The following is a 20879-nucleotide window of genomic DNA, read 5'->3' as shown; positions in this document are numbered from 1 at the left end:
GTCACCGCCTCCGACCCAGGGAAGAAGTGTCGGCGTTTTCTGATATTTACCAGGCGACCACGCCAGTTCTCAACTTCACCCTTGTAGACCGTCTTGCCCACCCCCATATTGGGGCGACCGACGCGTGAAGGAATCCAACTTGAGCGAACTTCTCAACCGCCGCCTGGCTCTGCTCGGCGAGCGCGACCACCTCTCTCTGCTCGAACAGTGCCTGCACGGCATCGAGCGTGAATGCCTGCGCGTCACGGGCGTTGCCCGCCTGGCACAGACACCGCACCCCGAAGAGCTGGGCGCCGCGCTGACCAACGAGCAAATCACCACCGATTATTCCGAGTCGCTGCTGGAGTTCATCACTCCGGCCCTCGCCGACCCGGCCGACACCCTGGCCAGCCTGGACAAGATCCATCGCTTCGCCTACAGCAAGCTCGGCAACGAGTACCTGTGGAGCCCGTCGATGCCTTGCCCGCTGCCGGAGGAAGAAGACATTCCGATCGCCTATTACGGCACCTCGAATATCGGCAAGCTCAAGTATGTGTACCGCCAGGGCCTGGCCCTGCGCTACGGCAAGACCATGCAGTGCATCGCCGGGATTCACTACAACTTTTCCCTGCCGGAGAAGCTCTGGCCGCTGCTCAAGGAAGCCGAAGGCTTCAGCGGCAGCGACCGGGAATACCAGTCGCTGGCCTACATCGCCCTGATCCGCAATTTCCGCCGCTACAGCTGGCTGCTGATGTACCTGTTCGGTGCTTCGCCGGCCCTGGACGCCGGTTTCCTGCGCGGGCGCGCCCATCAGTTGGAACAGTTCGACGCCGATACGCTGTACCTGCCCTATGCCACCAGCCTGCGCATGAGCGACCTGGGTTACCAGAGCAGTGCCCAGGCCGGCCTGACACCCTGCTACAACGACCTGAACAGCTACACCGACAGCCTGCGCAAGGCGGTGGCAACCCCTTACGCGCCGTATGTCGAGATCGGTACCCACAAGGATGGTGAGTGGGTGCAGCTCAACACCAACATCCTGCAGATCGAAAACGAGTACTACTCCACCATTCGTCCCAAGCGCGTGACCTACACCGGCGAGCGGCCGATCCAGGCGCTGATGGCCCGTGGCGTGCAGTATGTCGAGGCGCGCTGCCTGGACATCAACCCGTTCCTGCCGACCGGCATCGATTTGACCGAGGCACGCTTCCTCGATGCGTTCCTGCTGTATTGCGCGCTGAACGACAGCCCGCTGTTCGAAAGCTACGAGTGCGGCAATGCCACCTCGAACTTCCTGACCGTGGTCAAGGAAGGTCGGCGCCCGGGCCTGCAATTGCAGCGTCAAGGCCAGGCGGTGGACATGAAGGAATGGGCCTCTGAACTGCTGGAGAAGATCGCTCCGCTGGCGGCGTTGCTGGACAGCAGCCACGGTGGCGATAGCCACAGCAAGGCCTTGGACGAGCAGTTTGCCAAGGTCCAGGACCCGTCCCTGACGCCATCGGCCCAGGTGCTGGCGAGCATGACCCAGCACAAGGAAAGCTTCGCGCAGTTCTCGATGCGCCAGAGCCTGGCCCATGCCGAGTTCTTCCGCAGCCAGCCGTTGAGCCCGCAAGAGCAGGCCGGCTTCGAGGAAGCGGCCCGTCAGTCCCTGGCGCAACAGGCTGAGCTTGAGCAGAACGAGGTGGGGGATTTCGACGTGTTCGTCGGCTCGTACCAGGCGAGCATCCTGGCGATCAGTAACTGATCCGTGGCGAGCGGGCTGGCCCGCTCACCACAAATGCCCGCGTCAGAGGGCTTTTTCGAAGATCTTCGAATTACGCTGGTAGTTGTACAGCGAAGCCCGCGCGCTCGGCAACCGGTCCACGCTGCTCGGCTCGAAACCGCGCTCGCGGAACCAGTGCGCGGTGCGGGTCGTCAGCACGAACAAGGTTTTCAAACCCTGCGCCCGCGCCCGCGTCTCGATCCGCTCCAGCAGCTCATCGCCGCGACCGCCATGGCGATACTCCGGGTTCACCGCCAGGCACGCCAACTCCCCCGCCTGCGAATCGGCGATCTGGTACAGCGCCGCACAGGCGATGATCATGCCTTCGCGCTCCACCACGCTGAACTGCTCGATCTCGCGCTCCAGCACTTCCCGCGAACGCCGCACCAGGATGCCCTGCTCTTCCAGCGGACTGATCAGGTCGAGCAAACCGCCGACATCCTCGATGGCCGCCTCGCGTACCAGTTCGAATTGCTCCTGGGCCACCAGCGTACCGCCGCCGTCACGGGTAAACAGCTCGGTCAACAGCGCGCCATCCTCGGCATAGCTGACGATATGGCTGCGCGCCACGCCACCCCGGCAGGCCTGCGCCGCCGCGTCCAGCAACTCGCCCTGGTAATCGTTGCCCAGGCGCAGCAGATGCGCCGGTACCTGCTGCGGACGCAGCTCACGGACCAGCTTGCCATTTTCATCGATCAGGCCGTGATCGGCGCCGAACAGCAGGAGTTTTTCCGCCTCCAGGTCGATGGCGGCACGGGTCGCCACGTCTTCGCAGGCCAGGTTGAAGATTTCCCCGGTGGGCGAATAGCCCAGCGGCGACAGCAAGACGATGGAGCGCTCGTCCAGCAGGCGATTGATACCCTTGCGGTCGACCCGGCGCACTTCGCCGGTGTGGTGATAATCGACACCTTCCAGCACGCCGATCGGCCGCGCCGTCACCAGGTTGCCGCCGGCGACCCGCAACCGCGAGCCCTGCATCGGCGAGGCGGCCATGTCCATGGACAGGCGCGCCTCGATGGCGATCCGCAGTTGGCCCACGGCATCGATCACGCACTCCAGGGTGGCCGCATCGGTAATCCGCATGCCGCGGTGGTAATGCGGCGTCAGCCCGCGCGCCGCCAGGCGGCTTTCGATCTGCGGACGCGAGCCGTGCACCAGCACCAGCCGCACCCCCAGGCTGTGGAGCAGCACCAGGTCGTGGACGATATTGCCGAAGTTGGGGTGCTCGACGCCGTCGCCGGGCAGCATGACCACAAAGGTGCAGTCCCGGTGGGCATTGATATAGGGAGACGCATGGCGAAGCCAATTCACGTAGTCGGGCATAACACCTGAACCTGTATAAAAAACAGCCAATAGAAAATAGATGCAACGTCAAGACGCACAACGGGCTGTTGGTTATCGTCGGAACAGGCTTGGCGACACGCGCGCTCTCCTTGGTATCCAGGAAAAAGGTGGCTCGAAAACAGTCAGCAGCCGCGCATTTAACGCAAGGTTGCAGCCGGGCTCAAGCAGTAATGTTGAATCAATTCACGCAGTAGATGCACGGTAGGCTGTAAACGTGACATTTCGAGGTATTCCCCCGGCTGATGGGCACAGGCGATGTCGCCGGGCCCCAGGACCAGGGTTTCGCAGCCAAGGCGCTGAAGATAAGGCGCTTCGGTGCCAAATGCCACTGCCTCGGCGCGATGGCCGGTGAGCTTCTCGGCGATGCGCACCAGCTCAGCGTCCTCGGCCTGTTCGAACGGCGGTACTTCGGGAAACAGCGGCGCGTAGTCGATCTTGACCTGGTGCAGCTGCGCCAGGGGTTCGAGCTTGGCGCGGATCGCCGCCCGCAGCACGTTCGGGTCCATGCCCGGCAAGGGCCGCAGGTCGAACTCCAGGGAGCACTGGCCACAGATGCGGTTGGGGTTGTCGCCGCCGTGAATGCAGCCGAAGTTCAGGGTCGGCTGGGGCACGCTGAACTGCGGATTGTTGTATTCGCGCTGCCATTGCCAGCGCAGGCCCTTGAGCTCGCCGATGGCGTCGTGCATGGCCTCCAGGGCGCTATGGCCCAGGCTCGGGTCCGAGGAGTGGCCGCTGCGACCGAGAATCTCGATGCGCTCCATCATCACGCCCTTGTGCAGGCGGATCGGCCGCAGGCCCGTGGGCTCGCCGATCACCGCGGCGCGGCCCAGCGGGCGACCGGCGGCGGCCAGGGCTCGGGCGCCGGACATGGAGCTTTCTTCGTCACAGGTGGCCAGGATCAGCAGCGGCTGCTTGAACGGTTGGTCGAGCAATGGCTTCACGGCTTCGATGGCCAGGGCGAAAAACCCCTTCATGTCGCAACTGCCCAGGCCCACCCAGCGGCCATCGACTTCGGTCAGTTTCAGCGGGTCGGTCTGCCACAGCGCAGCATCGAACGGCACGGTGTCACTGTGCCCGGCCAGCACCAGCCCACCGGGGCCGCTGCCGAAGCTGGCGAGCAGGTTGAACTTGCCAGGGCTGACCAGTTGGATATCGCAGGTGAAGCCCAGGTCGGTCAGCCAGGTGGCCAGCAGGTCGATCACCGGACGGTTGGACTGATCCAGGCTCGGCTGGGTACAGCTGACCGACGGCGCGGCAATCAGCGCGGCGAATTGATCTTTCATCGACGGCAAAGGCATTGCGCTGACTCCCGAACTCCAAGGCGAAGCTCATCATAGAACCATCCGGCGACTGGAATAAACCGTCGCGACGCGTGCCGCCCGCTTGTCCTGTACACTGCACGGCCTTGGCAGCCCCCTTCTCCCCCGGCTGCGCTACCGATCCTGGATTTTCCGGCCATGCAGAAAGAAACCGAAATCAAACTCCGCGTCAGCCGCGAAACCCTCGCCGCCCTGCGCGAGCACCCGCTGCTGAAGAAACGCAACAAAAGTGGCTGGGAACGTCGCGAGCTGATGAATCAGTATTTCGACACCCCCGAGCGCGACCTGGCCAAGGCCAAGGTCGCCCTGCGCCTGCGCCGCGACGGCGAAGAAGTGATCCAGACCCTCAAGACCCGCGGCCAGAGCGTTGCCGGCCTGTCGGAACGCAACGAGTACGACTGGCACCTGCCCAAGGCCAAGCTGGATGTGAAGAAACTCGACGGCGAGTGCTGGCCCGAGGCGTTGGCCGAGCTCGACAAGAAAACCCTGAAGCCGATCTTCACCACCGATTTCGTCCGTGAACGCGCCGAAATCGCCTGGGGTCGCGGCAAGGCCAAGGTGGTGGTCGAGGCCGCGCTGGACCTGGGCTTTGTCATCGTCGGCAAACAGAAGGAAGAAATCTGCGAACTGGAGCTGGAATTGCGCGAAGGCGAGCCGGCGGCGCTGCTGGAACTGGCCGCCGAGCTGGCCGAGAAGCTGGCGCTGATGCCTTGCGATATCAGCAAGGCCGAGCGCGGGTATCGTCTGTTTGACGCCAACAGCTATTCGCTGAGCCTGCCGGCCCCGCAACTGACCGCTGAAATGCCGGTGGACGACGCGTTCGCCGCGCTGGCCTGGCACCTGCTCGGCAGCAGCCAGCGACTGGCCGAACAATACCGTTTCAACGGGCACTGGCGCCTGTTGCAGGACTGGGTCCAGCAGTTGATCGAACTGCGGGCTTTGGTCGGCAGCCTGGGCCAGGCGGCACCCCGGCAATCCACCAGTGAACTGCGCAGCGCCCTGGATGCGTTGCTGGAAGACTGGCGTCCGCTGGTCAACGCCGGCCTGGAAGACGAAGACGTGCGCAAGGCCGCGCCGGAGCAGTTCCTGGAGGAGCTGGAAGATGTGCGTTGGGGCCTGTTCTCGCTGAACACCTCGCGCTGGTTGCTGGCCCGTAGCTGGACGACCGAGCGCACCACTCGCGGCCAGCGCCAGGGCGCGGCGCAGTTGCAGAGCTGGCTGCCACGGCTGCTGGCCGAGGAAGCCACGTCGTTGCAACTGGGACGCTACCAGCAGCAACCGGAAGACCTGGCCGAACAATTGCCGCGGATCGAGCGGATCCAGGCCTGGCTGCACCTGGCCCGTGGCGTGCTGGAGCTGCCGGAACTGGATCGTCTGTTCGGCGAAATGAACAAGCTGGCGCAACTGGCCGAGACGGACATCAGCGACGAAGTGCTGGAGGCGCGGGTGCAACAGGCGCTGACGGTGTTCCAGAGCCGTGCCTGGAAGACCTTGTTGCGTCTGTAAACAACGCTGAAAATTTCTTGCATCGGTAAATCTGGTCTACATTTGAACCTGATAGAACGATAAAGCACTCAGGATTAACCCTAAGTGCTTTCAGTTCTATCGCAAGACATTCAGGCGACACCTTTAAGAACACCATCGTTTGTCTCACCGTCCGGTGGGCCTGCAGCACGACGGCATTGTGTGATTAGCCGTATCTGTCCCCTTTCAAGATTTTTCTTCGAATGGTACGGATGGACGCTGTCATGCAGCCTTCAGATGACGATGATGTTGAAAACCTGATGCGCAAGTTCGGGGCCAGGGCCGACCGCTATCGAGAAATCGAGGTGGCCCGGGTCTTCAGCGAAACGCCCGCGCCCGCCTCCGCGATTCCCCAACCTCCAGCGCCCACGTCTGTCGAACCGGCCTCGCCGCCCCTCGTCCCGGGTGATACCGGCACGCCTGGAAAAGCCGCCGCTCCGTCCTTGCGCACGTTGCTCCACGACCTCGCCCGGGAGCGCCAGGCGCAGGCGGCGCAGCACCTACAGCCGACTCCCGCGCCCCAGGTCACGGCGCAGATCATCGCGGTCGTCTCGACCCGTGGCGGCGTCGGCCGCAGCACACTGGCCAGCCTGCTGGCGATTCTGCTCAACAGCGCCGACACGCGGGCCATGGTCCTGGAACTCGACCCACAGAATGCGCAATACCAGCACCTGGGGACCCACCCGCAAGTAGCGGGCATCTGCCAGGCCAGCCTGGACAAGCGCAGCTGGCGCGATCTCGTGCAAACCGGCTACGCCAACACCCGGCTGCTGGCCTTCGGCGAGAGCGACCCAAGGCAGTTGCACGCCTTCGAACACCAACTCGAAGGCAACCCGCACTGGCTCGCCCAACACCTGGCCGAACTGGAGCTGGGCGAGCGCGACACCCTTATCGTCGATACACCCGCCGGCCACAATGTCTATCAGGAACAGGCGCTGCGCATGGCCAATCTGATTATCGCCGTGGTGCGACCCGACGCCGCCTCCCACGCGGCCCTGGAGCGCCTGATCGCCTCGCTCGAACCCTACCTGGGCGGGGAAAGGCCGGCGGCCTGCTGGTTCGTGATCAACGGTGTGGACACCGCCCATGCCCTGTCCGTGGACATCACGCAGATCCTTGAGCACCAACTGAAAACGCAACTGCTCGGCACCGTCATCTGGGACGACACGATCGCCGAGGCGCTGGCCTATGAATGCAATCCGTTCGAGCAGTCCGCCGATTCCCCTGGCTGCCAGGACATCCTGGCCATCGCCGACAACCTCTACGATCAGTTGGAGTCACCGCTGCCATGACCTTCGAACGCCTGCTCGGCACCGCCCTGAGACGTGCCCGCCAATGGTCCCGGCCACTGCGCCTGGGCCTTATCCTGTGTGCCGCGCTGCTCTGCGCGGTGGTGCTGGCGGGGGTCATCAGCGCTCCCGCGAGCCTGCTCCACCAGGCCCTGTTCGGCCTGGCCTGCGTGGTCGCGGTGCTGGTCTTGCGGCGCCTGGAAGGTCGCCTGCCGATCATCGCGATGATCAGCCTGTCGCTGATCGCCTCGCTGCGCTACATGTACTGGCGCCTGACCGAGACACTGGAACTGGAGAACCTGCACGACACCCTGTTCGGCTACACCCTGGTGCTGGCCGAACTCTATGCCCTGGTGGTGCTGGTGTTCGGTTACGTGCAGACCGCCTGGCCGCTCAAGCGGCGGCCGATCCTGCTCAGTGAAGATCCGGGACAATGGCCCAGCGTCGATGTGTTCATCACCACCGTCAACGAGTCGCTGGATATCGTCAAGATCACCGTGTTCGCCGCCCAGGGGATGGACTGGCCGCAAGACAAGCTCAAGGTCCATGTGCTGGATGACGGGCACCGGGAGGAGTTCCGGCTGTTCTGCGAGAGCGTCGGTGCCCACTACCTGACCCGCGACAACAACCTGCATGCCAAGGCCGGCAATTTCAACGCCGCGCTCAAGGTCACCCGCGGCGAATACATTGCCGCCTTCGACGCCGACCACGTGCCCTCGCGCTCCTTCCTGCAAATCAGCATGGGCTGGTTTCTCAAGGACCCTAAGCTTGCGATGCTGCAAACCCCGCACGTGTTCTTTTCCCCGGACCCCTTCGAGAAAAACCTCAAGACCTACCAGGCGGTTCCCAACGAAGGCGAACTGTTCTACGGGCTGGTGCAGGACGGCAATGACCTGTGGAACGCCGCCATGTTCTGCGGCTCCTGCGCCTTGATGCGCCGGGCCCCGCTGGAAGCCATCGGCGGGATGGACGAAACCACCCTCACCGAAGACGCCCACACCTCGCTGACACTCAACCGCGCCGGCTACAACACCGCCTACCTGGCTCTGCCGCAAGCCGCCGGCATGGCCACGGAAAACCTCTCGCGGCATATCAACCAGCGCGTGCGCTGGGCCCGCGGCATGACGCAGATTTTCCGCACCGACAACCCCATGCTCGGGCGCGGCCTGACCCTGGGCCAGCGCATCTGCTACAGCAACGCCATGCTGCACTTCTTCTATGGTTTCCCGCGCCTGGTGTTTCTCACCGCGCCCCTGGCCTACCTGGTGTTCGGCGCGCAGATCTTCCATGCCGCGCCCCTGATGGTGGCCGCCTATGCGGCGCCGCACCTGTTGCTGGCCAACCTGACCAACTCGCGCATCCAGGGACGCTTCCGCCATTCGTACTGGAACGAGGTCTACGAAACGGTACTGGCCTGGTACATCCTGACCCCGGTGCTGATGGGCCTGCTCAGGCCCAAGTCCGGGCACTTCAACGTCACGGACAAGGGCGGCGACCTGCACCAGGGGTTCTTCGACTGGAAGATGGCCCGTCCCTACATCGTGCTGCTGGTCTTGAACATCGCCGCGGTGGTGTATGGGGTCTACGACTATCTCGGGGCCGATGTCACCACCGATGAAACGGTGCTGCTCAACCAGGTCTGGGCCATCTACAACGCCATCATGTGCGCCGCCGCCCTCGCGGTCGCCAGCGAAAGCCGCCAGGTGCGGGCCGAACCCAGGGTAGACGCGCAGCTGCCGGTCGGCCTGCAGCTGGCCGATGGCACGCAGTATCGCAGCATCACCCAGGACTTCTCCCAGCGCGGCCTTGGCCTGAAGCTTGCGCAAGACCAATCGATTCCCCTCGGAACCCGCCTGCGGGTCTCGCTGTTCCGTCACCAACACCAGTATGACTTCGACGGCACCGTGGTCTTCAGTCGCGCCAACACGGTCGGCATCCGCTTCGACCCGCTGACCTTGAGCCAGCAAAGCGACCTGGTCCACCTGACCTTCTCGCGCGCCGACACCTGGGCCAGGAACTGGGGCAACGGCCCCCCCGACTCGCCCCTCATGGCCCTGCGCGAGATCAGCGTCATCGGCCTGCATGGCATTGCCGAGTTGCTCAAGGCAACCCTCAGATTACCCGGCCAGGCGCTCGAACGGCGGCGCACCGGCTCCTCTCCCTCAGCACCTGCCCTGGACACACCATGAGCCCGATATTTTCCGCTGGCAGCGATGGACGCTGCATTCGTTACGCCCTCCTGTTGCTGGTCTGCTGTGGCGTCTATCCGGGCACCGGCAACAGCGCGACTCAAGCAGACAACCGCACCAGCCCCGCCGGCGCCAGCCAACCCCAGGCGATTACCGGCGACAAGAACAGCTACAGCCTGACCTTCAAGCAGCTGGGACGCCGCGACCCCCTGTACCTGCGCGGCGTCGAGTCGACCGACAGCGTCGACTTCGGGATTCGCGCCGACCAGGTGGTGACCGGCGTCCAGGTGGTCCTGCACTACGGCTATTCGGCGCTGATGCTGCCCGAGCTGTCGCAGATCAACGTGCTGGTCAACGACAAGGTCGCCGCCAGCCTGCCGCTGCCCCGGGAACAGGCCGGCAAGGACCTGGAGAAAGTCGTCGAGATCCCCGCGCGGCTGATCACCGACTTCAACCGCCTGGACCTGCAACTGATCGGGCACTACACGATGCAATGCGAAGACCCGTTGCACTCGAGCCTGTGGGCCAGGGTCAGCAACGACAGCCAACTGAACATCCAGTACTCGCCCATCGCGCTGAAGAACGACCTGGCCCTGTTGCCGGTGCCGTTTTTCGACCGCCACGATGCGCGTCCACTGGTCCTGCCCTTCGTCTTCGACACGTCGCCCAGCGCCGCCAAGCTGGAAGCGGCCGCCGCCCTTTCATCCAAGTTCGGCGCCCTGGCCAGCTACCGCACCGCGACCTTTCCCGCCAGCGTCGGCCAGCTGCCGGCCAAGGGCAATGCGATTGTCCTGGTCACCCATCGCGAAAGCCTGCCGCTGGGCGAGCTGTCGAGCAACGCCGCCAGCGGTCCCAGCGTGACCATGATGACCAACCCCAACGACCCCTATGGCAAGTTGCTGGTGATCAGCGGGCGCAACGACGCCGAACTTAAGACCGCCGCCATGGCCGTCGCCCTGGGCAGCCAGTCGATGTCCGGCGCCACCGCGCTGATCGACCACTTCGACCCGCTGCCGGTGCGCGCGCCCTATGACGCGCCCAACTGGCTACCGACCGACCGGCCGGTGAAGCTCGGCGAACTGGTCGACGCCCGGCAATTGCATGTCTCCGGCTACAGCCCCGAGGACATCAAAATTGCCCTGCGCCTGCCGCCGGACCTGTTCGAATGGCGCGGACGCGGTGCGCCCCTGCTGCTCAAATACCGTTACACGCCGCAGCAGTTCTCGACCAACTCGGCCTTGCTGGTGCACCTCAACGATCACCTGGTGCGCTCGATGCAGTTGCCGTCGATCCCCAATCTCAACGGCGGACCGGACCTCCTGGAATGGCTCAAGAAGGACGACAGCCTGCCGCGCGAAGCCAGCATGTTCCTGCCCCTGGACATCGCCACCTTCGAGTCGCAGCTGCAAATGCGCTACCTGTATGACTATGTCAAACAAGGCGAATGCCGGGACGTTATCGTCGAAGACATGCGCGGCCAGATCGAAGGCGATTCGACCCTCGACCTGAGCGGCCTGGACCACTACACGGCGATGCCCGATCTGGGCAAGTTCCGCGACAGCGGCTTCCCCTTCACCCGCTTGGCCGACCTCTCGGAGACCGCCGTGGTGATGCCCGACACCCTGGAGCCCGCGACCCTCGGCGCCTTCCTCACCGTGCTCGGGCGTTTCGGCGAATCCACCGGTTATCCGGCCACCGGCCTGCAAGTGATCCAGGCCCGCGACGTCGAGGCGGTCAGCGACAAGAACCTGCTGGTGTTCGCCACCGGCAACGACCAGCCCCTGCTCAAGCAATGGGCCGACGCGTTGCCGGCCCGTAGCGAGGGCAGCCGGCACTTCTTCGACCTGAGCGACCTGGCCTTGCGCATTCACGACTGGTTCAGCCCCGACCCGAAGGCGGCGCTGCGCAAGACCCGCGCCAACCTGATCTGGTCGGGCAGCGGCCCACCTTACCTGGCGGGCTTCGAGTCACCGCTCAAAAGCGGACGCAGCGTGGTAGTGGTCGCCAGCAGCGAGCCGACGCGACTGTCCGAGGTGACCGCGGCGATGATCGGCGGCGATGACTACAAGGACCTGATCCAGGGCCGCCTGGCCGTGATCCAGGACAAGCAGATCACCACCCTGACCGCCGACCAACCCTACTACGTCGGTGAACTGAGCTGGTTCAGGCACCTGCAGTTGCTGCTGTCGCGGCATATCAGCTGGATGCTGTTCGGCGTCCTGCTCGGCTTCGTGCTGCTCTGCGCCCTGATCTTCCTGGGGCTGCGGGCTCAGGCCAAGCGGCGGTTGTCGTGAATCCGGTGCGCGGGAGAGCAGGCATGCGCCATACCCTGACCCTGACGTTGCTGTTGGCCCTGGCCGGCACCGCCCTTCAGGCCCGGGCCGACGATCCCCAGGCGCAACTGATCGAACAAGGGCGTTACTGGCAGTCGCAGAACAACCCCGACCGGGCCATCGAGGCCTGGAACAAGTTGCTGCTGATCGCCCCCGATCAACCGGAAGCGCTCTATGGCCTGGGCCTCGGCAACGTCCAGCTCAAGCGCCTGGATGAGGCGAAGAAATACCTCGTCCGTTTGCAGGCCCTGGTGCCCCAACCCCGCCAGGCCCAGCAGCTCGAACAGGACATTGCCCTGGGCGGCGATGACCAGGCCCGGCTGCTGGCCCAGGCCCGGCAACTGGTGGACACCGACAAATACGACGAAGCGGTGAAGGTTTACCGCCAACTGCTGAACGGCCGGCAACCCCAGGGGTCACTCGCCCGGGAGTATTACTACCTGCTGGGTTACACCAGGGGCGGTGAGCAGGAAGCCCGCGCCGGTCTCGAACGGCTGCTGCGCGAACACCCGGACGACCGCGCCGTGGCGCTGTTCCTGGCCAAGCACATGGTGCGCAACCTCGACACCCGTGCCGAAGGCATCCGCCGTCTGGCGGTCCTCGCCAAGGACAAGGATGTCGGCGGTGACGCCAACGAGACCTGGCGCTTCGCCCTGACCTGGATCGGCCCGCCGTCGCCGGCACAAGTCCCGTTGTTCGAGCAGTTCCTCGCCGCGCACCCGGACGACAAGGCAATCCGCGACCTGATGAACAAGGGCAAGACCCTGGCCCGCAGCCGGGTGACACCCGCCACAAAAGTGCCGACCTGGCACCGCGACCCGCAAGACGCCCAAGGGCTGCAAGCGCTCGAGGGCGGTGACCTGGCCGCCGCCGAGCGGGCGTTTCAAACCCGCCTCGAGGAAAAGCCCAACGACCCCGACGCCCTCGGCGGCCTGGGTGTCGTGCGGCAAAAGCAGGAGCGCCTGAAAGAAGCCGAGGACTTGCTGCTGCGGGCCACCCAACAGCCCGGTGGACACCCGTGGAAACAGGCGCTGGACAACGTGCGCTATTGGCGGCTGATGGCCGGCGCGAGCGAGGCCCAAAAAGCCGGGCGCCAGGACCAGGCGCGGAACATGATCGAACAGGCCGCCCACCAGAACCCCGGCCAGCCGGCCAGCCAGGTGGCGCTCGCCAACCTGCAGGCAGAGCGGGGCCAGTTGGCCCAGGCCGAGGCCAGCTACCGGCGCATCCTCGCCAATCATCGCGACGATCCCCAGGCCCTGGGCGGCCTGATCGCGGTGCTGTCGCAGCAGGGCAAGTCCGATGACGCGCTCAAGCTGATCGACTCGATCCCCCCGGCGGACCAGGCCCGCCTGGGCTCCAATGTGTCCACCCGCTCGTTGCGCGCCACCCAGGTGGCGCGGCTTGCCGAACAGCGCGGCGACCTGCGCGCCGCCGAGCAGGCCTACCGCCAGGCACTGGTGGACGACCCCGGCAACACCTGGACCCGTTTTGCCCTGGCGCGAATCTACCTGGGACAAGGCCGCACCCAGGCCGCCAAGGACCAGGTCAACGACCTGCTCAAACGCCACCCCGACCAGCCCGACGCGTTGTACACCCGCACCTTGCTCTCGGCGCAACTGGGTGAATGGCAGGACGCCCAGGCCAGCCTGGCGCGCATCCCGCAGGCTCGGCGCAGCCGCGAGATGGACGAACTGGGCAAGGAGATCGCCCTGCATGTGCAGACCGCAGCCGCCGTCGACAACCTCAGGCGCGGTCAGCGCCAGGAAGCCCAGGCGCTGCTGGCCCGCAGCCAGGCACTGACCGCCGGCAAGCCTGAGCGGGTGGCGATCCTGGCCTCGGCCTATATCGACGCCGGACAACCGCAACAGGGCGTGGCCCTGGTCCGCGACCTGGTGGAGCGCTCCCCCAGCCCCGACGCCAGACTGCAACTGCTGTATGCCGACATCCTGTTCAAGGCCGACCAGGACAACGATGCCGCGGATATCCTCCGGGCCTTGCAGGGCACGCGGTTCAACGAGGCCGATCGCCGGCACTATGCCGAGCTGGTGAAACTGTATCGCATCAAACAGGCCGACCAGTTGCGCGAGAAAGGCAATCTGGCCGGAGCCTACGACCTCCTCAAGCCGACCTTGAAGCAATACCCCCACGACACCCAGGCGATCTCGGCGCTGGCGCGCATGTATGCCGCCAACGGCAATAACGCCAAGGCCATGGCACTCTACAACCCCCTGCTGCAGAACGACCCGCGCAACGCCGACCTGCAACTGAGCGTGGCCAACCTGGCCGCCCAGGACCACGACTACGCCCAGGCCGACAAATCCCTCAAGACCGCCCTGGCGCTCAAGCCGGGCGTGCCGAAAGTGCTGATCAGCGCCGCCGGAACCTACCGTGCCATGGGCAAAAGTGCCGAAGCCGCCGAGCTGCTGCGCCAGGCCGTGGCCATCGAAGGCGGCCAACGCCGCGACGGTCAGTCCCAGGACAGCCTGGACGACGACGGCGACAACCCCTTCCGCAATCAGCCCGGACAATCGCGCCGGGTCGCGGCCCGTTCAGAAGATCCGCTGATGCCGGGCAGCGAGGCCGCCGATACGATGCCACCCGACCCGGCGATAGCCCCGTCGCTCTACGCCAGCTCGGATGCTTTGTCCGACGGCGGTCTGGACAACGACCCGGCCCCGAGCGGCAACCCCTTCGCCGCCAGGCGCCGTTCAGGCGACCCCGCGCGCCAGGACCTGAGTCCGGCCCAGCAGGCGCTGAATGAGATTCTCCAGGAGCGCAGCGGTTATGTGGCCCAGGGCCTGAGCCTGCGCAGCAACAACAATGAGTCGGGCCTGAGCAAACTGACCGACGTCGAAGCGCCCTTCGAAGCCAATCTGCCCGCGGGTGACAATCGCGTGGCGCTGCGGGTGACCCCGGTTTCGCTGCATGCCGGCAGTGTCCAGAACTATAGCCTCACACGCTTCGGCAGCGGCTTGCCCAGCGGTTCCCCCGGCTCGCAACAGGCCAACGGCGTGGGGCTGGCGGTGGCGGTGGAAAGCCCTGCGCACGGCATCAAGGCCGACATCGGCGTCAGCCCCGTGGGCTTCACCTACAACACCGTGATCGGCGGCGTGAGCCTGGACCAGCCGCTGGTGTCCAGTCCCAACCTGCACTACAGCATCGCCCTCTCGCGGCGCCCGGTCACCGACAGCCTGACCTCCTTCGCAGGAACCGAAGACCGGCGGACCGGCGTGAAATGGGGTAGCGTGACCGCCAACGGTGGCCGCGCCCAGCTCAGCTACGACGACCAGGAGGTCGGGGTCTACGGCTACGGCGCCTTGCACAGGCTGGTCGGCAACAACGTCGAGTCCAACAACCGCGCCGAACTGGGCGGCGGGATCTACTGGTACCTGGACAACCAACCCGACGACAAGCTGACCCTGGGTCTGAGCACCACGGTCCTGTCCTACGAGAATAACCAGGGCTTCTTCACCTACGGCCACGGCGGCTACTTCAGTCCGCAGACGTTCTTTTCCGTGGCGGTGCCGATCACCTGGTCCCAGCGCACCGAGCGCTTCACCTATCGGCTCAACGGCGCGGTGGGGGTCCAGCATATCGACCAGAAAGGCGCCGACTACTTTCCCGGCCACAGCGCCGAGCAGGCCGCCAACAACCTCAGGTATCCGGGCCAGAGCAGCACCGGCATCGGCTACAACCTGACGGCGGCGGGCGAGTACCGGCTCGGTTCGAACCTGTTGCTCGGCGGCTCGTTGGGGGTGGATAACGCCCAGGATTATCGGCAGGTGAACGCCGAGCTGTACCTGCGCTACCTGTTCGAGAAGATGACCGGCCCCATGGCGTTGCCGGTCAGCCCGTACCGTTCGCCTTACTCCAACTGACTCCCGGGAGCGTGCACCGTGGCAACTTCATCCGTACTGGCGGGCCTGACCATCCTGATCATCGGCGACAGCCACCTGGCCACCCCGGATTTTCTGCTCAACCCGCTGCATGAAGCGCTCAGCCGGCAAGGGGCCCAGGTCCATTCCCTGGGGATCTGCGGAGCCAATGCCGGCGATTGGCTCAAGGCCACGCCCAGCCCATGCGGCGGGGCCGAACGACGGGGCAGCGGCGAGGCCGTGGTGCTGACCGGTGCGTCGACCCGCTCGATCGGCGACCTGCTGGACAGCGACAAACCCGGTCTCACCCTCATCGTCATGGGCGACACCATGGCCAGCTACGACAAGCCGAGCTTCCCCAAGGCCTGGATCTGGAAACAGACCGACAGCCTGGTCAAGGCCCTTGCCGCCCACCATACCCCCTGCGTCTGGGTCGGACCGAACTGGGGCAGCGAGGGCGGCATGTACGGCAAGACCTACGAACGGGTAAAGACCATGTCGGACTTCCTGGCGAAAAACGTCGCGCCGTGCAGCTATATCGACTCGTTGCAGTTCTCCACCAAGGGCCAGTGGGCCACCATTGACGGCCAGCACCTGACCCGCACCGGCTACCAGACCTGGAGCGCGGACATCGTCAAGGCGCTGTTGCAGGCGTCGGCGCTCAAGGCGGCAGCGAAATGAACCGGGCACGCGGACTGATGCTGGGTCTGGCGGTGCTGATCAGCCCTGCTGCTGCCCACGCCGACACCGCGCTGTATCCCACCGGACCGGGTCGGGAATCGGGCTTCATTCGATTCGTCAATGCCCTGGGCACGCCCCTAGAAGTGCGCCCGGAGGGCAAGCAACCCCCTTCGACCCTGGCCCCCTCGGTCGTATCGGTATTCTCCGCGGTACCCGCCGACAAACCGGTCAGAGGCACCCTGAGCAGTGCAGGTATCAGCCTGCCAGTGACCTTGAACCTGGCGCCCGAAGAGTTCGTGAGCCTGGTGGCGGTGCCCGGCGACAAGGGTTTTGCACTGCTGACCGTGCGCGAGCAACCGCAGGACTTCAATCGCCTCCAGGCGTCGCTGGCGCTGATCAACGCCGATCCGGGCTGTACCGACGGCGGCTTGCGCCGCGAAGGTCGACAGGAGTCGCCGATTTTCCATGACCTGAATCCCGGTCTGCTGGAACGGCGCGACGTCAACCCGGTACAGCTGGCGGTGCAAGGTTTCTGCGACGGGACCCAGGTCACGGAGCCCTTGAACCTGGGCCTGCTGGAGGCGGGAGAGCGCTACACGGTGCTGCTCCTGTCCCGGGGCGGCAAACCGGTCCTGGTGTTCGTTAGGGACGCCTTCGCCCAATGAGCACTCAGGCCGGGCGCAACACCGGCAAGCTGGTCGTGGACTTGATCTCGGACAGGGCGACGATGGAGTTGACCTCCTGGATCCCCGGCACCATCGACAGCTTCTCGAAGAAGAAGCGCTCATAGGCCTCGATGTCCGCGGTGACGATCCGCAGCAGGAAATCCACCGAGCCCATCAGCACATAACACTCCAGCACCTCCGGGAAACCGCGCATCGCCTCGGTGAACTCGGTGAAGTTGGAGCGCCCATGGGCGTTGAGCTTGACCTCGGCGAAGATCTGCGTGTTGAGGCCGATTTTCTTGCGGTCCAGCAAGGTCACCTGGCCACGGATCACGCCCTCCTCCTTGAGCCGCTGAATCCGCCGCCAGCAGGGTGACTGGGACAGCCCCACCTGCTCGGCAATCTGGGCGCTGGAAAGCGAGGCGTCTTCTTGCAGCAACGCCAGGATCCGGCGGTCGTAGGTGTCCAGCTCGCCCTGCATAAAAAAACCCTTCAATAGGATACTGACGAATAAATCATGTCTTGTTCAGACGTTATCAACCCATCATAGATAAGAAATACCCGGCCCGGCGTGTAAAAATTTCTTCAGACCATTCAGCCGCCGAAGCAGGAAGATCCGCCATGCCCTCTCTCCAAGCCGTCCATGACGCGCCTGCCCGCGCCGATGTCTGGGCAACCGGCAACGCCCACTGCCAGGTGCGTTACCAGGTACTCGCCGAGGCGGAGCCGGATCTGCTGTGTCGCCTGCTGAACCTGTTCGCCCTGCAGTTCCTGACGCCGCGACAGGTCCAGGCGCAACAGGACGACGGGCTGCTGTCGATTGCTATCGAGCTGGACGGCCTGAGCTGGCACCGCGCCCAGGTCATCGGTGAAAAAATGCGCAACCTGATCAGCGTCTGCTCCGTGGCCCTGCAACCGACGCAAGGTGCACAGCTGCACAGCGCACAAATCGCGGGCTGAAGGCTTTTTGAAAAAAATCGCAATCTTTGTCTTGGTATCGACGCCAACGTCAGGCAGCCTCGCGTCTATTCTTGGCAATTGACGATCAGACAGGGATTACGTCTGAATCGCTGGTTGCAGGATCGACCGAACAGGAGCCCGCATGCCCGTCGCCCCCCTCTCCCAGGACCGTTGGCTGGATGTCAACGAGCTGTTGCACGAACTGGTCGCCCAGGGTTTTATCAGCCAGGATGCGGCTGAACAGGCCCTGGGCGCTCGTCGCAGCTCGCGCACGCCCCAGCAGCATCCGCTGGAGTTCATCGCCGGCCAGCAGCTGGATGACCTGAGCCGTCCCGGCAAATGCCTCGACCTGGAAAGCCTGACCGTCTGGCTGGCGCGCCACGCCGGCCAGCCTTACCTGCGCATCGATCCGCTGAAGATCAACGTGGCCGCGGTGACCGCGCTGATGTCCTACGCCTTCGCCCAACGCCACAAGATCCTCGCGGTGGCGGTCGACCGCGAAAGCGTGACCATCGCCAGCGCCCAGCCCCATGTCAGGGCCTGGGAGGCGGACCTCGGTCATGTGCTGAAGCTGCCGATCCGCCGGGTGGTGGCCAACCCGGTGGATATCCAGCGTTTCACCGTGGAGTTTTTCCGCCTGGCCAAGTCGGTCAGCGGGGCCAGCCTGGTCGACCAGAAAAGCCATAACCCGGGCAACTTCGAGCAGTTGCTCAACCTCGGCGCCAGCGACCAGGAGCCGGACGCCAACGACGCGCATATCGTCAACATCGTCGACTGGCTGTTCCAGTACGCCTTCCAGCAGCGGGCCAGCGATATCCACATCGAGCCGCGCCGCGAACAGGGCACGGTGCGCTTTCGCATCGACGGCGTGCTGCACAACGTCTACCAGTTCCCGCCCCAGGTGACCATGGCGATTGTCAGCCGCCTGAAAAGCCTGGGCCGGATGAACGTCGCGGAAAAGCGCAAGCCCCAGGACGGCCGGGTCAAGACCAAGACCCCGGACGGCGGCGAAGTCGAATTGCGCCTCTCGACCCTGCCCACCGCGTTCGGCGAGAAGATGGTGATGCGGATCTTCGACCCGGAGGTGCTGCTGAAGAATTTCGACCAGTTGGGCTTCGGCGCCGACGACCTGCGCCGCTGGCAGGAGATGACGCGCCAGCCCAACGGCATCATCCTGGTCACCGGCCCCACCGGCTCGGGCAAGACCACCACGCTGTACACCACCCTGAAGAAGCTGGCGACCTCGGAGGTCAACCTCTGCACCATCGAGGACCCGATCGAGATGATCGAACCGGCCTTCAACCAGATGCAGGTCCAGCACAACATCGACCTGACCTTTGCCAGCGGCGTGCGCGCGCTGATGCGCCAGGACCCGGACATCATCATGATCGGCGAGATCCGTGATCTGGAAACTGCCGAAATGGCTATCCAGGCCGCGCTCACCGGCCACCTGGTGCTCTCGACCCTGCACACCAACGACGCGCCGAGCGCCATCAGTCGCCTGCTGGAACTGGGCGTGCCGCATTACCTGATCAAGGCCACGGTGCTCGGGGTCATGGCCCAGCGCCTGGTCCGCACCCTGTGCCCGCACTGCAAGGCGCCGGTCCAGCTGGAAGAAGAAGACTGGCAAAGCCTGACCCGGCCCTGGCAGGCGCCGATGCCGAGCGGCGCCCAGCGCGCGGTCGGCTGCCTGGAATGCCGCGACACCGGCTATCGCGGGCGCGCCGGGGTCTACGAGATCCTGGTCCTGAACGACGGCCTCAAGGCGCATATCCACGCCGACACCGACCTCCTGGCCCTGCGCCGCCAGGCCTTCATGGACGGCATGCGCAGCCTGCGCCTGTCCGGCGCGCAGAAGGTTGCGGCGGGACTGACCACCCTTGAGGAGGTGTTGCGGGTCACGCCGCAGAGCGAGCAGCGCTGACGAAAGTGTCACCACATGCGTCCAGCGCCGAGTAAACACTTTTTATCCGCGCAAGCCCCGTTACACTCAAGGTAACCGCCTTCTCGATAAACACTTGCACAGGGAATCGTCATGCAAATCGGTAGCGTGCTCCTGCTCTTCGTCGGCCTGGCCATTGCCCTCGTGTTCATGGGCTTCAAGGTCGTACCCCAGGGTTATCAATGGACGGTGGAGCGCTTCGGGCGCTACACCAACACCCTCAAGCCTGGCCTCAACATCATCATCCCGGTCATGGACCGTATCGGGCGCAAGATCAACGTGATGGAGAGCGTGCTCGACATTCCGCCCCAGGAAGTCATCACCTCCGACAACGCCACGGTACAGATCGACGCCGTGTGCTTCTTCCAGGTGGTCAACGCCGCCCAGGCCGCCTACGAGGTGAACAACCTCGAACACGCCATCCGCAACCTGTTGCAGACCAATATCCGCACCGTGCTCGGCTCCATGGAGCTGGACGCCATGCTCGGCCAGCGCGACGCCATCAACGAACGCCTGCTGCGCACCGTCGACGAAGCGACCGCGCCCTGGGGCATCAAGGTGACCCGCATCGAAATCAAGGACATCAGCCCGCCCGCCGACCTGATGGCGGCGATGTCCGGACAGATGAAGGCCGAGCGGGTCAAGCGCGCGCAAATCCTCGAAGCCGAAGGCCTGCGCGCCTCGGCGATCCTCACCGCCGAAGGCAAGAAGCAGGCGCAGATCCTCGAGGCCGAGGGCGCCCGGCAGTCGGCCTTCCTCGAATCCGAGGCCCGCGAACGCCAGGCCGAAGCCGAAGCCAGGGCGACCCAGGTGGTTTCCGAGGCCATCGCCAAGGGTAACGTGCAGGCGGTGAACTACTTCGTCGCGCAGAAATACATCGACGCCCTGGGCAAGCTGGCCTCGGCCAACAACAGCAAGGTGATTCTGATGCCGCTGGAGGCCAGCCAGGTGATCGGCGCGGTGGGCGGCATCGGCGAGATCGTCAAGGCCACGTTCGACGGCAAGAAACCCTGA

At 64.9% G+C, this 20879-nt stretch carries 14 protein-coding genes; 11 read left to right on the top strand and 3 right to left on the bottom strand.

Translation table 11 applies throughout. From position 1 onward, the window contains the following. Positions 1–139: 139 nt before the first annotated feature. On the top strand, positions 140–1723 hold the full coding sequence (gshA, locus tag NUH87_RS18655; protein ID WP_338522207.1) for a glutamate--cysteine ligase: 1584 nt from the start codon (positions 140–142) through the stop codon (positions 1721–1723). A gap of 42 nt (positions 1724–1765) precedes the next feature. Here gshA and argA read toward each other — a convergent pair whose 3' ends face one another. Next, positions 1766–3064 (bottom strand): amino-acid N-acetyltransferase, encoded by a 1299-nt coding sequence (argA, locus tag NUH87_RS18650; protein ID WP_338522206.1) that lies wholly within the window; start codon positions 3062–3064, stop codon positions 1766–1768. 158 nt (positions 3065–3222) lie between these two features. Then, positions 3223–4383 carry an acetylornithine deacetylase gene (gene argE / locus NUH87_RS18645; RefSeq protein WP_040071580.1) on the bottom strand — a complete coding sequence of 387 codons (1161 nt, stop codon included), beginning with the start codon at positions 4381–4383 and terminating at the stop codon, positions 3223–3225. Positions 4384–4542: 159 nt separating this feature from the next. On the opposite strand from argE, the gene NUH87_RS18640 reads away from it, so the two are divergent. The 7 genes from NUH87_RS18640 (at position 4543) to NUH87_RS18610 (ending at position 16963) form a co-directional block, all read left to right on the top strand. After that, entirely contained in the window at positions 4543–5910 is a 1368-nt protein-coding gene (locus tag NUH87_RS18640) for an inorganic triphosphatase (protein ID WP_338522205.1), read from the top strand. Between the two features lie 242 nt (positions 5911–6152). Continuing rightward, positions 6153–7220 carry a cellulose biosynthesis protein BcsQ gene (bcsQ, locus tag NUH87_RS18635; RefSeq protein WP_338522204.1) on the top strand — a complete coding sequence of 356 codons (1068 nt, stop codon included), beginning with the start codon at positions 6153–6155 and terminating at the stop codon, positions 7218–7220. Next, the gene (bcsA, locus tag NUH87_RS18630) at positions 7217–9406 is read left to right on the top strand and encodes a UDP-forming cellulose synthase catalytic subunit (RefSeq protein ID WP_338522203.1); all 2190 of its coding nucleotides are present in this window, start codon (positions 7217–7219) and stop codon (positions 9404–9406) included. Before bcsQ ends, bcsA begins: the two co-directional genes overlap by 4 nt. After that, on the top strand, positions 9403–11700 hold the full coding sequence (gene bcsB, locus NUH87_RS18625) for a cellulose biosynthesis cyclic di-GMP-binding regulatory protein BcsB (RefSeq protein WP_338522202.1): 2298 nt from the start codon (positions 9403–9405) through the stop codon (positions 11698–11700). Before bcsA ends, bcsB begins: the two co-directional genes overlap by 4 nt. 23 nt (positions 11701–11723) lie before the next feature. Continuing rightward, positions 11724–15620, top strand: a complete 3897-nt coding sequence (locus NUH87_RS18620) for a cellulose synthase subunit BcsC-related outer membrane protein (RefSeq protein ID WP_338522201.1) — start codon at positions 11724–11726, stop codon at positions 15618–15620. Between the two features lie 18 nt (positions 15621–15638). Further along, positions 15639–16298, top strand: coding sequence for an SGNH/GDSL hydrolase family protein (locus NUH87_RS18615; protein WP_338522200.1), 660 nt, complete (start codon positions 15639–15641; stop codon positions 16296–16298). Next, entirely contained in the window at positions 16295–16963 is a 669-nt protein-coding gene (locus NUH87_RS18610) for a cell division protein FtsQ (RefSeq protein WP_338522199.1), read from the top strand. The genes NUH87_RS18615 and NUH87_RS18610 overlap by 4 nt, the downstream gene beginning before the upstream one ends. Positions 16964–16967: 4 nt before the next feature. On the opposite strand, the gene NUH87_RS18605 is transcribed toward NUH87_RS18610, so the two are convergent. Further along, positions 16968–17444, bottom strand: a complete 477-nt coding sequence (locus tag NUH87_RS18605; RefSeq protein WP_338522198.1) for an Lrp/AsnC family transcriptional regulator — start codon at positions 17442–17444, stop codon at positions 16968–16970. 140 nt (positions 17445–17584) lie between these two features. On the opposite strand from NUH87_RS18605, the gene NUH87_RS18600 reads away from it, so the two are divergent. The 3 genes from NUH87_RS18600 to NUH87_RS18590 all read left to right on the top strand — a co-directional run bounded on the left by NUH87_RS18600 (position 17585) and on the right by NUH87_RS18590 (position 20879). Then, positions 17585–17923, top strand: a complete 339-nt coding sequence (locus tag NUH87_RS18600; RefSeq protein ID WP_338522197.1) for a hypothetical protein — start codon at positions 17585–17587, stop codon at positions 17921–17923. Positions 17924–18065: 142 nt separating this feature from the next. Next, positions 18066–19847, top strand: coding sequence for a GspE/PulE family protein (locus tag NUH87_RS18595; RefSeq protein ID WP_338522196.1), 1782 nt, complete (start codon positions 18066–18068; stop codon positions 19845–19847). Between the two features lie 111 nt (positions 19848–19958). Beyond that, on the top strand, positions 19959–20879 hold the full coding sequence (locus NUH87_RS18590) for an SPFH domain-containing protein (protein WP_040071592.1): 921 nt from the start codon (positions 19959–19961) through the stop codon (positions 20877–20879).

Origin of the sequence: Pseudomonas batumici, from assembly GCF_036585405.1 — a bacterium.
Taxonomy (GTDB): domain Bacteria; phylum Pseudomonadota; class Gammaproteobacteria; order Pseudomonadales; family Pseudomonadaceae; genus Aquipseudomonas; species Aquipseudomonas batumici.
This window is presented reverse-complemented; position numbering and strand designations above follow the sequence as displayed.

What these genes read in the sequence shown, in the direction of transcription:
- bcsQ (WP_338522204.1), top strand. Translation starts at nt 6,153, where the DNA reads ATGCAGCCTTCAGATGACGATGATGTTGAAAACCTGATGCGCAAGTTC.
- argA (WP_338522206.1), bottom strand. Translation starts at nt 3,064, where the DNA reads ATGCCCGACTACGTGAATTGGCTTCGCCATGCGTCTCCCTATATCAAT.
- NUH87_RS18600 (WP_338522197.1), top strand. Translation starts at nt 17,585, where the DNA reads ATGCCCTCTCTCCAAGCCGTCCATGACGCGCCTGCCCGCGCCGATGTC.
- bcsB (WP_338522202.1), top strand. Translation starts at nt 9,403, where the DNA reads ATGAGCCCGATATTTTCCGCTGGCAGCGATGGACGCTGCATTCGTTAC.
- NUH87_RS18640 (WP_338522205.1), top strand. Translation starts at nt 4,543, where the DNA reads ATGCAGAAAGAAACCGAAATCAAACTCCGCGTCAGCCGCGAAACCCTC.
- bcsA (WP_338522203.1), top strand. Translation starts at nt 7,217, where the DNA reads ATGACCTTCGAACGCCTGCTCGGCACCGCCCTGAGACGTGCCCGCCAA.
- NUH87_RS18620 (WP_338522201.1), top strand. Translation starts at nt 11,724, where the DNA reads ATGCGCCATACCCTGACCCTGACGTTGCTGTTGGCCCTGGCCGGCACC.
- argE (WP_040071580.1), bottom strand. Translation starts at nt 4,383, where the DNA reads ATGCCTTTGCCGTCGATGAAAGATCAATTCGCCGCGCTGATTGCCGCG.
- NUH87_RS18605 (WP_338522198.1), bottom strand. Translation starts at nt 17,444, where the DNA reads ATGCAGGGCGAGCTGGACACCTACGACCGCCGGATCCTGGCGTTGCTG.
- NUH87_RS18610 (WP_338522199.1), top strand. Translation starts at nt 16,295, where the DNA reads ATGAACCGGGCACGCGGACTGATGCTGGGTCTGGCGGTGCTGATCAGC.
- NUH87_RS18590 (WP_040071592.1), top strand. Translation starts at nt 19,959, where the DNA reads ATGCAAATCGGTAGCGTGCTCCTGCTCTTCGTCGGCCTGGCCATTGCC.
- NUH87_RS18595 (WP_338522196.1), top strand. Translation starts at nt 18,066, where the DNA reads ATGCCCGTCGCCCCCCTCTCCCAGGACCGTTGGCTGGATGTCAACGAG.